This window comes from Actinosynnema sp. CA-299493, assembly GCF_050946825.1.
In the GTDB taxonomy this organism is placed as follows: Bacteria; Actinomycetota; Actinomycetes; order Mycobacteriales; family Pseudonocardiaceae; genus Actinosynnema.
Map to the genome: position 1 here is coordinate 2,465,876 of NZ_CP191993.1, position 14,475 is coordinate 2,480,350.

Consider the following 14,475-nt stretch of genomic DNA (forward strand, 5'->3'; position numbering starts at 1 on the left):
AACGATGATCCGCAAGCTGTTGATCGCCAACCGGGGCGAGATCGCCCGTCGCGTGATCCGCACGTGCCGCGAGGTCGGGGTGTCGCCGGTCGCGGTGTTCGCCGACCCCGACGAGCGCTCGCCGCACGTCCGCGAGGCCGACGCGGCGGTCCGGCTGCCCGGCGCGACCCCGGCCGACACCTACCTGCGCGGTGACCTGCTGGTGGCCGCCGCCCTCGCCGCCGGCGCGGACGCGGTCCACCCCGGCTACGGGTTCCTGTCCGAGAACGCGTCCTTCGCCCGCGCCGTCCTCGCCGCCGGGCTGACGTGGGTCGGGCCGGACCCCGAGGTCATCGACGCGATGGGGTCGAAGGTCGCGGCGAAGAAGAGGCTGGCGGCGGCGGGCGTGCCGGTGCTGCCGGAGCTCGACCCGGCGTCGGCCGACGAGTTCCCCCTGCTCGTCAAGGCCTCCGCCGGTGGTGGTGGGCGGGGGATGCGGGTGGTGCGGTCCGCGTCCGAGCTGGCCGGGCAGGTGGCCGCCGCCCGCCGCGAGGCCGAGTCGGCGTTCGGCGACGGCACCGTCTTCTGCGAACCCCTGCTGGAGCACGCGCGGCACGTCGAGGTGCAGGTCCTCGCCGACGCGCACGGCACGGTGTGGGCGCTGGGCGAGCGGGAGTGCTCCATCCAGCGCCGCCACCAGAAGATCATCGAGGAGACGCCGAGCCCGGCCGTGACGCCGGCGGCCCGCGAGCGGCTCTTCGCCGCCGCCACCAAGGCCGCCGAGGCCATCGGGTACGTCGGCGCGGGCACCGTGGAGTTCCTCTTCACCGACGACGGCTCGTTCCACTTCCTGGAGGTCAACACCCGCCTCCAGGTGGAGCACCCCGTCACCGAGGAGGTGTTCGGCGTCGACCTGGTGGCCTGGCAGCTCGCCATCGCCGAAGGCGCCCGCCTCCCCGCCGAACCACCCGCCCCGAGCGGTCACGCCGTCGAGGCCCGCCTGTACGCCGAGGACCCCGCGCACGACTGGCGGCCCGCGAGCGGCACGCTGCACCGGTTCGCGGTGCCGGCCGGCGTGCGCGTGGACAGCGGCGTCGAGGACGGCAGCGAGGTGGGCGTGCACTACGACCCCATGCTGGCCAAGGTGATCGCCTGGGCCCCGACCCGGCACGCGGCGATCCGCAAGCTCGCCGCCGCCCTCGACCGCGCCGAGCTGCACGGCCTGGTCACCAACCGCGACCTGCTGGTCCGCACGCTGCGGCACCCGGCGTTCGGCGCGGGCGACACGCACACCGGGTTCCTGGACCAGCACGGCCTCACCACCCCCGGACCGGTCGACGTCCGCCCCGCCGCGCTGGCCGCCGCGCTCGCGCTCGCCGAGCGGCGGCGCACCACCCTCCCGCTGGGCTGGCGCAACCTCGCGTCCCAGCCGCAGCGGGCCGTGTTCGAGCACGGTGACGACACCGTCGAGGTCGACTACCGGCACACCCGCGCGGGCGTGGAGACGAGCCTGGACCTGACGGTCGTCGCGGCTTCGCCGGACGCGGTCACGTTCGAGCGGAACGGCGTGCGCACGACGTACCCGGTGGCGGTGTACGGCGACCGCGTCGAGGTCGGCCCGGGGGAGTCGGGTGCGGTGTCGCTCCGGCTCCGACCGCGCTTCCCCGAGCCCCGGACCGAGGTGGCCGAGGGCGCCACCGTCGCGCCGATGCCCGGCACGGTGGTGCGGGTGTCGGTCGAACCGGGGCAACGGGTCGAGGCCGGCGCGGAGCTGCTGGTGCTCGAAGCGATGAAGATGGAGCACCGCGTGCTGGCTGCCACCGGCGGCGCGGTCGCGGAAGTGCTGGTGCGGGCGGGGCAGCAGGTCGATGCGGGCGACGTGCTCGCGGTAGTGGGGGAGGCCGGGTCATGACGATCAACTTCACCGAGGGCGAAGAGCGCCGGGCGTTGCGCGAGGCGGTCGCCGCCCTCGCCGGCAAGTACGGCCACGAGTACTTCACCGCCAAGGCGAAGGCGGGCGAGAAGACCGACGAGCTGTGGGCCGAGGCGGGCGCGCTCGGCTACCTCGGCGTGGCCGTGCCCGAGGAGTACGGCGGCGGTGGCGGCGGGATCGGCGACCTGGCCGCCGTGTGCGAGGAGCTGGCCCGGGCGGGGTGCCCGCTGCTGCTGACCGTCGTCTCGCCCGCCATCTGCGCCACGATCATCGCCCGCTTCGGCACCGCCGGGCAGAAGCGGCGGTGGCTGCCCGGGTTCGCCGACGGCACCACCAAGATGGCCTTCGCCATCACCGAGTCCGACGCCGGCTCCAACTCGCACAAGCTCGCCACCGCCGTCCGCCGCGACGGCGACGAGTGGGTCCTAGCCGGCGGCAAGTCGTTCATCTCCGGCGTGGACGAGGTCGACCACGTGCTCGTGGTCGCCCGCCACGTGGACGCGACCGGTCAGCGGTTGCTCCCCTCCTTGTTGATCGTGCCGACGAACGCGCCCGGCTTCACCTACCAGCACATCCCGATGGAGGTGCAGTCACCCGAGAAGCAGTTCACCTGCTTCTTCGACGACGTGCGCCTGCCGCCGGACGCGCTGGTCGGCGCCGTGGACGCGGGGTTGGCCCAGCTGTTCGCCGGGCTGAACCCGGAGCGGATCATGGCGGCGTCCTTCGCCACCGGCATGGCCCGCCGCGCACTCGACCAGGCGAGCGAGTACGCCCGCACCAGGACGGTCTGGGACACGCCGATCGGCGCGCACCAGGGCATCGCGCACCCACTGGCGCAGTGCGCGATCCAGGTCGAGCTGGCGAGGCTGATGACCCAGAAGGCCGCGGCTCTCTACGACGCTGGGGAGGACCGGGCTGCTGGTGAGGCGGCCAACATGGCCAAGTACGCGGCGGGGGAGGCGGTGGCGGGGGCGGTGGACCAGGCGATCCAGGTCCACGGCGGCAACGGGCTGTCGACCGAGTACGGGCTCGGCGCCATGCTGGCCGCATCCCGGTTGTCCCGCATCGCCCCGGTCAGCCGGGAGATGATCCTGAACTTCGTGGCGCAGCACACGCTGAAGTTGCCGCGCTCCTATTGAGTCAGGTCCATTCCCAGCGCAGGCCGACTACGCCGGGCCCGAAGTCCAGCGCGACCGCGTACGCGTAGCCCCACGTGTCCACCGGGGTCTCGCGCACGTCGGTTGGTTCTTCACCGGTCAAACCGGTCGTGAATTGCTCACAACGCGCGGGTCGGCACCGTGAGTCGTACCGGACCTCCAGGACGTACTCGCGCACGGGGTGGCGGAAGCGCCGGGAGTGCGTGTTGTCGAACGTGGGGTGGTAGGGCGCGACGTGGATCAACTCGTACTCGACGGCGGTGCGCTCACCCCGGCGCAGCGGGCGGTCGAGCAGCAGTTCGGCGACCATCAGACCGTTGCGCGGGTCGGCGGAAACCCGCCCGAGTCTGCACGAGCGCAGGGTGCCGATGACCGGCAGCGGGTCGCCGGGCAGCCGGGTGTCGTAGCCGAGCAGGACCCGGTCGACGCCCGAGCGCTCGGCCCGCAGCACCTGGCGCGACCGCACCCGGCGGGTGCTGCCGTCCATCGCGAGCTCCACCTGGTCGCGCAGGCTGAGCCGGGTGAGGTCCTGGTCGGTGCTGGTGTCGACGTCGGCCAGCAGTTCCGCGATGGTCGCGTAGTCGCTCTCGCCGACCCAGCCCTCGGGGCCGGACACGCGAGTCCGGGGCCGGGCCTTGCCGCGTGGCCGCGGTGGACCGAGCAGTGAGCTCAACCCGTCGGCGCCGACGTCGAGGATCTCCTCCAGGTGGCTGACGGCGGTGAGCGAGTCCGGTCGTTCCGGCCGCCTGCGGCCGGACTGCCAGTAGCTCAGCGCGGCGATGCTGACCGCCACACCTCGCGCCCGCAGCTTGTGCTGGATGCGTTCCAGGCTGAGCCCTTTGGCGCGGATCGCCGCACGCAATGCGTCCGCGAAGGGGTCGGCCCCCGCATCGATCCGTCGGGGATCGCGTGTCCGCGATTCCGGTCCGACGACTGGCGTAGGCATCTTCGCTCCGTTCTCCCAAGGACAAGGCGAGCGACGTTATCGTGGAAAATCGCCGGCGCGGTACAGCCGATCGGGTTTCCCGCCCTGAATTTGACCGAAACGGACCGGAATCCGGTCGGCTGTGGAATGTTTGAATTCTCATTAACAGCAGGTGGGTGCGGCGGGTGTGAAGGTCCCGGCTACCGCGATCGCCGCACCGCGCTCGGTCATTCGGTCCCTTCCGGGTACCCGGCCCGGCCCATAGCCTCGGGTACGTGGGGTGACGCACGGCACATCCCGCGTGGTCGCGGGCTCCGGCCCCGTCTCGATCCGGCCTGGCGGCCGGCACCGCCGAGAACGGAACCCCTATGCCGAAGCTCACGTTGACCATCGGTCCAATAGTCGTGCCACCGATGTTCTCGCTGGTGGTGGACCTCGTGCCGGACGTCGGGGGAGTCAGTCGCCCCACCCGGGCCGCGGACCGCCGGCCCAACGGATACACAGTCACCCCGAAGAACTTCTCCGCAGTGGGCCCGGAGACGCTCGTCTCTCGTTTCGGCGGAGCGGTCGGCCGTATTTTATCCACAGCGTTGAATCGCTTCTCAATCACGTTGTCCGAGTCCGCCGCACGCGCCTCTCCGCCGTAATGCGGTCACGTTCGGGTCGCCCTCGCGCCGGCGATCCCAGCCGGTGGTCACCCGAACCGACTCCGCGCCCGGACGGCCCCCGTTCGCGCCGAGTTCGGCACACTGGCAGCCCCGCGCGTGATCCGCGCCGGGGATCCCTTACCCCGCAAAGGAAAGCCGTATGCGAAAGCTCTTACCGGGCCTCGCCGTGGCCGCGTCGACCCTCACCCTGTTCACCGCGCCCGCCCACGCCGAGGGCGCCGTCCTGCACGTGGGCTCCTCGACCGCCGTGCCCGGCAGCTACGTCGTCAAGCTCAAGGACCTCGTCGCGGCCGACGCCGTGACGAGCCGACTGGCCGGGCGCGTGACCCGCGAGTACGCCGCGTTCGGCGGCTTCGCCGCGTCGCTGACCCCGCGGCAGGCCCGCCGGCTCGCCGCCGACCCGGCGGTGGAGTACGTCGAGCAGGACCAGGTCGTGCGGGCGCACACCACCCAGACCGGCGCGCCGTGGGGCCTGGACCGGATCGACCAGACCGCCCTGCCGCTGGACACGACCTACAGCTACACCTCGACCGGCGCGGGCGTCACCGCCTACGTGGTCGACACCGGCATCCGGGTCACGCACGTCGAGTTCGGCGGCCGGGCCGTGCACGGCTACGACGCCGTGGACGACGACGCCGTCGCCCAGGACGACAACGGCCACGGCACGCACGTCGCGGGGATCATCGCCGGCCGCACGTACGGCGTGGCGAAGGGCGCGCGGGTGGCGGGCGTGCGCGTGCTCAACGGCCAGGGCAGCGGCACGATCTCCGGTGTCATCGCGGGCGTGGACTGGGTGCGGCTGAACGCGAGCCGCCCTGCCGTGGCGAACTTCAGCCTGGGCGGCGGCGCGTCCACCGCGCTGGACGACGCGGTGCGCCGGCTGATCGCCTCGGGCATCACCGCGTCCGTCACCGCGGGCGGCAGCAACACCGGCGTCGGCAGCACCTCGCCCGCCAGGGTCGTCGAGGCGATCACGTCGGGCGCCCACACGCAGACCGACGCCAGGGCCTCCTTCTCGAACTACGGCGCGGGCGTGGACCTGTACGCGGCGGGCGTCGGCATCACGTCGGCGTGGCACACCGGCGACACCGCCACCAACACGCTCAGCGGCACCTCCATGGCGACCGGGTTCGTCACCGGCGTCGCCGCCCGGTTCCTCCAGACCGACCCCGCCGCGACACCCGCCCTGGTGCACGCCGAGCTGATCCGCCCGCAACCGCAACCGTGGGGCGGCCGGCTCCTGCACCGGTCGCCCACGAGGTGACGGCCACCCGCGAGGTGACAGCCACCCACGCAGTGCCGACCCAACCGAGATACAGCCGACCCGAGGTAGCAGCCACCCTCCTCGCCCTGCGAAGGAAACCCACCATGCGAACACTGCTGTCCGGCCTGGGCGTCGCCGCCCTCGCCGCCGTCACCCTCACCGCGCCGGCGCACGCCGAAGGCGCGGTGCTGCACGCCGGCTCGGCCACCGCCGTGCCCGGCAGCTACATCGTCAAGCTCAAGGACGTGGCCGCCGCCGGCGCGGTCGCCGCCCGGTTCGACGGCCGGGTCACCCGCGAGTTCCCGTCGTTGCACGGCTTCGCCGCGACGTTGACCGCGAAGCAGGCCCGCCGGCTCGCCGCCGACCCGGCGGTGGAGTACGTCGAGCAGGACCAGGTCGTGCGGGCGCACACCACCCAGACCGGCGCGCCGTTCGGCCTCGACCGGATCGACCAGCGCGCGCTGCCCGCCGACGGCAACTACAGCTACACGTCGACCGGGCTGCGCACCCGCGCGTACGTGGTCGACACGGGCATCCGGACCACGCACGCCGAGTTCGCGGGCCGCACGTGCCAGGGCTACGACGTGATCGACAACGACGCCGTGCCGCAGGACGACAACGGTCACGGCACGGCCGTCGCGTCCCTCATCGCGGGCAGCGTGAACGGCGTCGCGAAGCAGGCGCTGGTGTGCGGCGTCCGGGTCCTCAACGGCTCCGGCGGCGGCACGACCGCGGGCGTGATCGCGGGCATCGACTGGGTGGCGCGCAACCACGTCAAGCCCGCCTCGGCCAACCTCAGCCTGGGCGGCGGCGCGTCCACCGCGGTGGACGACGCGGTGCGCCGGCTGATCGCCGCTGGCGTCACGGCGTCGGTCACGGCGGGCGGCAGCAACGCCGACGCGGCCAACTACTCGCCCGCCCGCGTGCGGGAGGCGCTCACCTCCGGCGCGACCACCCGGACCGACACCCGGGCCACGTTCTCCAACTACGGCTCGGTGGTCGACGTCTACGCCTTCGGCACGAGCATCACCGTGGCGTGGCACACCGGCGACACCGCCACGAACACCATCAGCGGCACGTCGCTGTCCACCGCGTACGTCACCGGCGTGACGCTGCGCTTCCTCCAGCTCAACCCCACCGCCACACCCGCGCAGGTGCACTCGGCGGTCGTCTCCGAGGCGACGCCGCTGTCGTGGGGCCGACTGCTGTACTGGTCGCCTGCCCGGTGACCTACTGCTCGGCGAGGTGAGCCGACGGAGCCGGTGAAGCCGTCGGAGCCGGCGGAGCCGACGGGGCGAGCTCGTGGCGCATCACGAGCTCGCCGCCGTCCACCTCGCCGGTGTCGGTGAAGCCGAACGCCGCGTACAGGCCGCGGGCCACCGCGTTGCCGGGCACCACGCTCAGCACCAGTTCCGCGCGGCCCTCGGAGCGCGCGACCTCGGCGATCGCGGCCAAGCCCTTGCGGCCGAGCCCGCGGCCCTGCGCGCGCCGGTCGACCATGAACCGGACGATGTGCAGCGCCTCGGGCCGGTCGCGTTCCAGGAGGGTGAAGCCGACGAGCTCCTCTCCGCCGTACAGCGCAAGGGGTTGCAACCTCGGGCGGTAGATCCAGGCGTCCGCGATCGACTTGAGGTTCGTCGCGACGAACGCCCGCTGCTCCTCGTGGACCTCCAGGCCGATGACGGCCCGGTAGTTGTCCTCGGTGACCGGTTCCAAACGCATGTCCGGACGGTAGCGCCGCGGTCACCGGACCGCGCCCGGATTATGGGAACACGCAGGTCAGGCGGTTTATTGACGCTGACGGCTCAACTGGCAAATGTTCACACTTCCGAGTTAACGCGTCGGGTGCCTACGGTGATGACTGTCAGCGAGGGCAAGGTGGCCCAACGTCACCCCCGAGCCCTGCACAGCTCCTCGGGGTGAGGTCGGGGTCACCGTTCAAGAACGGAATCCGCATGCGACAGTCACGACAGGTCCGGTTCCTGGCCGGGGTCGGGGTGACGGCGCTCGCCGTCACCGCGTCCTCCCTGTTGGCCGCTCCGGCGCAGGCCGCCGAGGGCGAGATCCGCGCCGCCGACGCCGCGAACAAGGTCCAGAACCACTTCATCGTCAAGCTCAAGGACGGCTCGGCCGCGTCCGCGCAGGGCCTGGCGAACCAGTACGGCGGCCAGGTCGACACCGTCTACCGCACCGCGTTGAACGGCTTCGCCGTGTCGCTGCCGGAGAAGGCGGCCAAGCGGCTCGCGGCCGACCCGGCCGTCGACTACGTCGAGCAGGACCAGGTGTTCACCACCCAGGCGACGCAGACCAACCCGCCGTCGTGGGGCTTGGACCGCATCGACCAGCGCAACCTGCCGCTGAACTCGTCCTACAGCTACACCTCGACCGGCTCGGGCGTGAACGTCTACGTCATCGACACCGGCGTCCGCATCTCCCACAGCACGTTCGGCGGCCGGGCCCGCAACGGCTACGACGCGGTGGACAACGACAGCGTCGCGCAGGACGGCAACGGCCACGGCACGCACGTCGCGGGCACCATCGCGGGCAGCCAGTACGGCGTCGCCAAGGGCGCGACGGTCTACGGCGTGCGCGTGCTGAACAACGCCGGCAGCGGCACCCTCGCCGACGTGATCGAGGGCATCGACTGGGTGACCTCGAACCACGTCAAGCCGGCCGTGGCGAACATGAGCCTCGGTGGCGGCGTCTCCTCCACGATCGACGCGGCCGTCAGCCGTTCGATCTCGGCGGGCGTCACCTACGCCATCGCGGCGGGCAACAGCAACGCCAACGCCTCCAGCTTCTCGCCGGCCCGCGTCGCCGCCGCCATCACGGTGGGTGCGACCACCAACACCGACGCGCGCGCCAGCTACTCGAACTACGGTTCGGTGCTGGACATCTTCGCGCCCGGCACGTCGATCACCTCGGCGTGGAACACCAGCGACACGGCCACCAGCACCATCAGCGGCACCTCGATGGCGACCCCGCACGTCGCCGGCGCCGCGGCCCGCTACCTCCAGAACAACCGGTCGGCCACCCCGGCCCAGGTGGCGAGCTACCTGACCGGTCAGGCCACCCCGAGCGTGGTCGGCAGCCCGGGCACCGGTTCCCCGAACCGCCTGCTCTACCTGGCTCCCGGCGCCTGATCGAGCACCCCGCGTGAACCGGGGCCGTCCCTCTTCGGGGCGGCCCCGGCCGGCGTCGGTCACACGTAGATCGACAGCGCGAGGGACGCCACCCAGCAGACGCCGATCACCTGGAGCACGTGGTCGCGCCGGGCGATGCGCTCGGGCTCGCCCGCGCCACCGTCGTCCACGTCGACCGCGTACCGCAGCACGGCCACCACGAACGGCACGATCGACAGCATCGCCCAGCCCGAGTTGTAGTCGGCGCGCTCCCGCATCTCGAACGCCCACAGCGCGTAGGCGAGGATCATGATCGCGGCGGCGGTGGCCCACACGAACCGCAGGTAGCTGGCCGAGTAGCGGCGCAGCGACGCGCGGATCTCCGCGCCCGTCCGCTCGAACAGCACGATCTCGGCGTACCGCTTGCCCGCCACCATGAACAGCGAGCCGAACGCCGTCACCAGCAGGAACCACTGCGACAGCGGGATGCCGGCCGCGATGCCGCCCGCGATGGCGCGCAGCAGGAACCCCGACGCGACGATGCACAGGTCGATCACCGGCTGGTGCTTCCACCCCAGGCAGTAGCCCAGCTGCGCGGCGCAGTAGACGGCGATCACCACGACCAGCGGCGGGCCGGAGCACAGGGCGACACCGACGGCCGCGACGACCAGCGCCGCCGCCGTGACGTACGCCGTGCGGGCGGAGACCGCGCCGGCCGCGATCGGGCGGTGCCGCTTGGTCGGGTGCGCGCGGTCGGCGTCCACGTCGATCGCGTCGTTGACGAGGTACACCGCGGACGCCGCGAGGCAGAACGCGACCAGGGCCAGCCCGGTGTCCAGCAGCACGGCCGGCTCACCCAGCCGGTTCGCGGCGAACGGCGCGGCCAGCACGAGGAAGTTCTTCACCCACTGGTGCGGCCGGACCGCGCGGACCAGCCCGGCGACCGCGCCGGCGGGGCGGGTGGCGGTGTCGGTCACCTCGCCGCACCGCCGTCCAGCCGGCGTCGGACGAGCCTGCCGAGCACCGCGCCCAACGCCGCGCCCGCCGCCACGTCGGTGGGGTAGTGCACGCCGAGCACCAGCCGGGACAGCACCATGGGCGGCACGAGCACCGGTTCCAGCCGTCGGCCGGTGAGGCGCGAGAACAGCACCGCGGCGGCGGCGGTCGACACGGCGTGCGCGGACGGGAAGCTCAGCCGACTGGGCGTCCCGACCAGCACGGTGACCGACTCGTCGTCCGGCCGCCGCCGCCGGACCACCTGCTTGACCACGATGGCGACGGCGTGCGACCCGGCGACCCCGGCGGTCGCGACCAACCAGTCCCGCCGCCGCACCCGGTCCACCGCCGCGCCCGCGAGCCCCAGCGCCAACCACCCGGCGCCGTGCTCACCGAACCACGACAGCCCGCGCGCCGACGCCACCACCAGCCGGTGGCCGAGCGCGCTCTGCACCTGGCTCAGGACGGTGATCTCGGCAGACATGGAGGTCCTCCTGCGATCGGTGGTGCGGGGCGGTTGGTCGTGCCGGCGGTGGTGCGGGTGTCGGTGGTGCGGGTGTCGGTGGTGCGGTGCGAGGAGTCGCGCCGCGATGCCGGTGATTCGGGGCGGCGCGGTCATCCGGGTCATCGGCCAAGTCATCGGTCGAGTGGTTGGCCGGGGCGGAGGGTGGGGCCGCAGTGGCTCCGCGGTGCGGCCAGACCCGCGCGGGTGGCGGGAGTCAGGTCGGTTCGGACGTAGTCGCGCAGCTCGGCCAGCCGCGCCCCGTCCGCGACGGCGTCCCGGCGCACCCAGTCCTGCGCGACCGGGCCGGTCGAGAGCACGTGGTAGTCCGCCGCCATCCTCGGGTCGTCCGCGATGCCGGTGGTCTGCGACCACCCTTCGTGCGAGTGGATGAACGTCGGCTTGACCCGGTCGAACACGTGGTCCCGCACCCCGGCCACGTCGCGGGCTCCCCACAGGTCCGCGAGCCTCGGCTCGGCCAACCCGACCAGGTCGACCACCGCGAGCCGGGACGTCAGCGCGGTGCCGCCGATGTCCGGCAGGAGCAGGCTGCCGCGCTCGACGCCGAGGACGTCCGCCAGACCGTTGAACCCGCGCCCGTACATCTCGACCACCAGGCACATCGGCACGGTCGGCGCGGCGCGGAACTCCCGGGCGGCGGTGGTGAACCGGGCCGCAGACGGCAGCAGCGCGAGGGCGAGCAGCACCGACAGCACCGCACGCCGTCGTGCCGTCCCACGCCCCAGCACCCGCGCGGTGGCGAAGACCGCGACCAACGCGCCGAGCACCCACACGGGCGTGGCGAACCGCAGCTCGCCCATCCAGTCGTGCGCCAGCACCGCGAACGCCACCGACGACAACCCCAGCGGCACCAGCAGCGCGACCAGCCCCGTCCCCAGCCGGGAATCCCGCGCCAGCACCATCCCCACGCACAGCGCCACCGCCAGCACGGCGAACCCGCCCGCGTACTGCACCAGCTCGCCGACCCGGGTGAACCGGGCCAGGTCGGGCGGGTCCTGGCTCTTCGCCGACGCGGGCAGCGCCAGCCACCGGCCGAACTCCACCCGCCGCCACACCAGGTAAGCGCCGAACGGCACCAGGAACGCCGCCGTGGACAACGCCACCGGCCGCACCGCCGCCACGAGCCCCGCCCGGCGCGACGTCAGCAGCACCAGCAACGGGTACGCCCCGGCGTAGACCAGCCCGTCCGGCCGGGTCAACGCGGCCAGCGCGACCAGCGCCCCGACCAGGACCGCGACCCGCCCGGACCGCAGCCGGTCGTCCAGCACCGCCTCGAACAGCACCACCGCCAGCCGGCACGTCACCAGCGCGTACAGCGGGTTCTCCAACCCGGAGAACACCCAGACCACGAACGAGGGCACCGCCGCCAGCACCGCGCCGAACGCCACCGTCACCAGCCCCGGCCGGCGGAACACCCGGCGCGCGGCGGTGTGGCAGGCCAGCAGCACGCCCGCGCAGCACAGCACCGCGAGCGCCTTCGGGAACAGCACGTAGTCCGGCACGCCGAAGAGCGAGCCCCGGTCGAACAGCCCCACCACCCGGCCCAACGCCAGCAACGCCAACCACGCCGGGTTCGAGTACGCCTCCGCCGGCTCGGCGCCCGGTTGCAGCACCACCCCCGCGCCGTCGGTGACCGTGCGCGCGTACGCGAACGTGATCGCCGCGTCGTCCACCAGCCAGTGGCCGTACAGCGCGCCGTGCCCCGCGATCAACGCCGTGCCGCCGGCCACCGGGGCGACCCACCGCCCGCGCCGCGCCCGACGTGCCGGCGGGACCTCGGCGGCGCGCTGCTCGGGAACGGTCGTCGCGGTCATACCGGCAACCGCCGGAACACGGCGCGGGGCAGGTGCCGCAGCGCCGACATCACCAGGCGCAGCGGCGCGGGCGCCCACACCAGCTCGCGCCGGTCGCGGACCGCGTTCACGACCACCTCGGCCACCTGGTCCGCGGTGCTCGACAACGGCGCTGCCGGCAGGCCGTCGGTCATCCGGGTGCGCACGAACCCCGGCCGCACCACCGTGACGGTGACGCCGTGCGGGCGCAGCGCCTCGCCCAGCCCCAGGTAGAACGCGTCCATCCCGGCCTTGGTCGACCCGTAGACGAAGTTCGACCGCCGCACCCGCTCGCCCGCCACCGAGGACAGCGCCACGATCGCGCCGTGCCCCTGCGCGCGCAGCCGGTCGGCGAGCCCGACGCCGACCGACACCGCGCCGGTGTAGTTGACCTCGGCCAGCTCGACCGCCGCCGCCGGGTCCTGCCAGGCGCGCTCGGCGTCGCCCAGCACCCCGAACGCCACCAGCGCCACGTCGACCCCGCCGTCGGCGAAGGCCTTGTCCAGCACGGCGGGGTGGCCGGCGACGTCACGCGCGTCGAAGTCCACCACCGTCACCGGCACGCTCGCCGCCGTCAGCTCCGCCACCGCCGCGTCCCGGCGGGGCGAGGGCCGGGCGGCCAGGACCACGCGCGGCTTGCGGGCGGCGGTGTAGCGCCGGACCACCGCCAGCGCGATCTCGGACGTGCCGCCCAGCACGAGCAGGCTCTGCGGATTGCCCACCGCGTCGATCACAGGTTCAACCTCCTGGACATGTCGGACGCGAGAACGCCGTCCGGGTCGACGGAGGCGCGCACCGCGCGCCACTCCTCGAATCGGGGGTAGCCGCGGCGGACGGCCTCGGCCGTGGTCCGCGACTCCTTGGCCAGGTAGTGCCGCCCGCCGGCGCCGAGCACCAGCTCGTCCAGCTCGTCGCACAGCTCGCCGAGGCCCGGCCGGACCGGCAGGTCCACGCACAGGGTCCAGCCCGGCACCGGGAACGACAGCGGCGCGCGGTTGCCCGGCCCGAACCGCTTGAGCACGTTCAACGCCGACACGTGGCCGGACGAGGAGATCCGCTCCACCACCCGCCGGATCACGTCGACCGCGGCGAACGGCACCACGAACTGGTACTGGAGGAACCCGCGCCGGCCGTAGCCCCGGTTCCACTCGCCGATCACGTCGAGCGGGTGCAGGAACTCGGTGATGTTCCGCACCTGCCCGTGCCGCGTGGGCGACTTGCGGTACCAGAGCTCGCTGAACGCCCGGCCGGTCGCCCGGTTGAGCAGCCCGGACGGCAGCCCGTCCGGCACGGTGAACAGCCGGGGCGCGTCGAACGCCAGCGGGTCGCGCCGCAGCTTCCGGGGCAGGTCGTCGAGCCGGGCGTGGTTCGCCCTGGTCAGCACGCCCCGGCCCAGTCGCGGTCCGGTGGCCGTGGCGTCGAACCACGACACCGACTCGGCGTACCGGTCGTCGTCGGCGGACTGGCGGGCCAGCAGGTCGTCCAGGTCGCCCGCCCGCTCGGTGTCCACCACGAAGTACGAGGTCTCCACCGGGACGACCCGCAGCGTCGCGCGCAGCACCACGCCGGTCAGGCCCATGCCGCCGACGGTCGCCCAGAACAACGCCGAGCCCTCGCCGTCGGGGGTGAGCGTGCGGACCGAGCCGTCCGCGGTGAGCAGGTCGAGCGACCGCACGTGGTCGCCGAAGCTGCCCACGACGTGGTGGCCCTTGCCGTGCACGTCGGCGGCGATCGCGCCGCCCACGGTGACCTGGCGCGTCCCGGGCAGCACCGGCGGCCACAGCCCGAAGGGCAGCAGCGCCCGCATCAGGGCGTCCAGCGAAACGCCCGCCTCGACGTCCACGAGGCCGTCGTCCACCTCGACCCGGCGAATGCGGTCGAATCGGGTCATGTCCAGCACGACGCCGCCCGCGTTCTGCGCCGGGTCGCCGTAGCTGCGGCCCAGGCCCCGGGCGATCACGCCACGTTCGCGGGATTCTTTCACGATTTTCGCGACGGTCTCGACATCGCCCGGCGAAACGACCCGGGCGACCGTCGGCGCGGTACGCCCCCAACCGGAGAGCCTGACTAGCATCG

The 14,475-nt window shown here is 73.4% G+C and carries 12 protein-coding genes; 5 read left to right on the forward strand and 7 right to left on the reverse strand.

All coding sequences use genetic code 11. The features are described from left to right. Positions 1-4 precede the first annotated feature (4 nt). Complete coding sequence (locus ACQPYE_RS11845) at positions 5-1,891, forward strand: acetyl/propionyl/methylcrotonyl-CoA carboxylase subunit alpha (RefSeq protein WP_498721151.1); 1,887 nt, start codon at positions 5-7, stop codon at positions 1,889-1,891. Continuing rightward, positions 1,888-3,051 carry an acyl-CoA dehydrogenase family protein gene (locus tag ACQPYE_RS11850; RefSeq protein ID WP_498721152.1) on the forward strand — a complete coding sequence of 388 codons (1,164 nt, stop codon included), beginning with the start codon at positions 1,888-1,890 and terminating at the stop codon, positions 3,049-3,051. The genes ACQPYE_RS11845 and ACQPYE_RS11850 overlap by 4 nt, the downstream gene beginning before the upstream one ends. 1 nt (position 3,052) lies before the next feature. Here the strand turns inward: ACQPYE_RS11850 and ACQPYE_RS11855 are convergent, their stop codons facing one another. Further along, a complete protein-coding gene (locus tag ACQPYE_RS11855; protein ID WP_498721153.1) occupies positions 3,053-3,931 on the reverse strand; it encodes a hypothetical protein in 879 nt (292 codons plus the stop codon). A gap of 870 nt (positions 3,932-4,801) precedes the next feature. On the opposite strand from ACQPYE_RS11855, the gene ACQPYE_RS11860 reads away from it, so the two are divergent. Further along, positions 4,802-5,926: a S8 family peptidase gene (locus ACQPYE_RS11860; protein ID WP_498721154.1), complete on the forward strand. Its 1,125-nt coding sequence runs from the start codon at positions 4,802-4,804 to the stop codon at positions 5,924-5,926. Positions 5,927-6,030: 104 nt separating this feature from the next. Continuing rightward, entirely contained in the window at positions 6,031-7,155 is a 1,125-nt protein-coding gene (locus tag ACQPYE_RS11865) for a S8 family peptidase (RefSeq protein WP_498721155.1), read from the forward strand. A gap of 1 nt (position 7,156) precedes the next feature. Here ACQPYE_RS11865 and ACQPYE_RS11870 read toward each other — a convergent pair whose 3' ends face one another. Beyond that, on the reverse strand, positions 7,157-7,648 hold the full coding sequence (locus ACQPYE_RS11870) for a GNAT family N-acetyltransferase (protein ID WP_498721156.1): 492 nt from the start codon (positions 7,646-7,648) through the stop codon (positions 7,157-7,159). Positions 7,649-7,881: 233 nt separating this feature from the next. Here ACQPYE_RS11870 and ACQPYE_RS11875 point away from each other — a divergent pair, with 233 nt between their 5' ends. Then, complete coding sequence (locus ACQPYE_RS11875; RefSeq protein ID WP_498721157.1) at positions 7,882-9,069, forward strand: S8 family peptidase; 1,188 nt, start codon at positions 7,882-7,884, stop codon at positions 9,067-9,069. A 59-nt stretch (positions 9,070-9,128) separates the two neighbouring features. On the opposite strand, the gene ACQPYE_RS11880 is transcribed toward ACQPYE_RS11875, so the two are convergent. From ACQPYE_RS11880 to dprE1, 5 genes are all read right to left on the reverse strand, one after another. Next, on the reverse strand, positions 9,129-10,025 hold the full coding sequence (locus ACQPYE_RS11880) for a decaprenyl-phosphate phosphoribosyltransferase (protein WP_498721158.1): 897 nt from the start codon (positions 10,023-10,025) through the stop codon (positions 9,129-9,131). Then, positions 10,022-10,528: a phosphatase PAP2 family protein gene (locus tag ACQPYE_RS11885; protein ID WP_498721159.1), complete on the reverse strand. Its 507-nt coding sequence runs from the start codon at positions 10,526-10,528 to the stop codon at positions 10,022-10,024. Before ACQPYE_RS11885 ends, ACQPYE_RS11880 begins: the two co-directional genes overlap by 4 nt. Before the next feature lie 152 nt (positions 10,529-10,680). Next, positions 10,681-12,381 (reverse strand): hypothetical protein, encoded by a 1,701-nt coding sequence (locus ACQPYE_RS11890; protein WP_498721160.1) that lies wholly within the window; start codon positions 12,379-12,381, stop codon positions 10,681-10,683. Beyond that, a complete protein-coding gene (gene dprE2, locus ACQPYE_RS11895) occupies positions 12,378-13,133 on the reverse strand; it encodes a decaprenylphospho-beta-D-erythro-pentofuranosid-2-ulose 2-reductase (RefSeq protein WP_498721161.1) in 756 nt (251 codons plus the stop codon). The genes ACQPYE_RS11890 and dprE2 overlap by 4 nt, the downstream gene beginning before the upstream one ends. Next, positions 13,130-14,473 (reverse strand): decaprenylphosphoryl-beta-D-ribose oxidase, encoded by a 1,344-nt coding sequence (gene dprE1 / locus ACQPYE_RS11900; RefSeq protein ID WP_498721162.1) that lies wholly within the window; start codon positions 14,471-14,473, stop codon positions 13,130-13,132. Before dprE1 ends, dprE2 begins: the two co-directional genes overlap by 4 nt. Between the last annotated feature and the right edge of the window lie 2 nt (positions 14,474-14,475).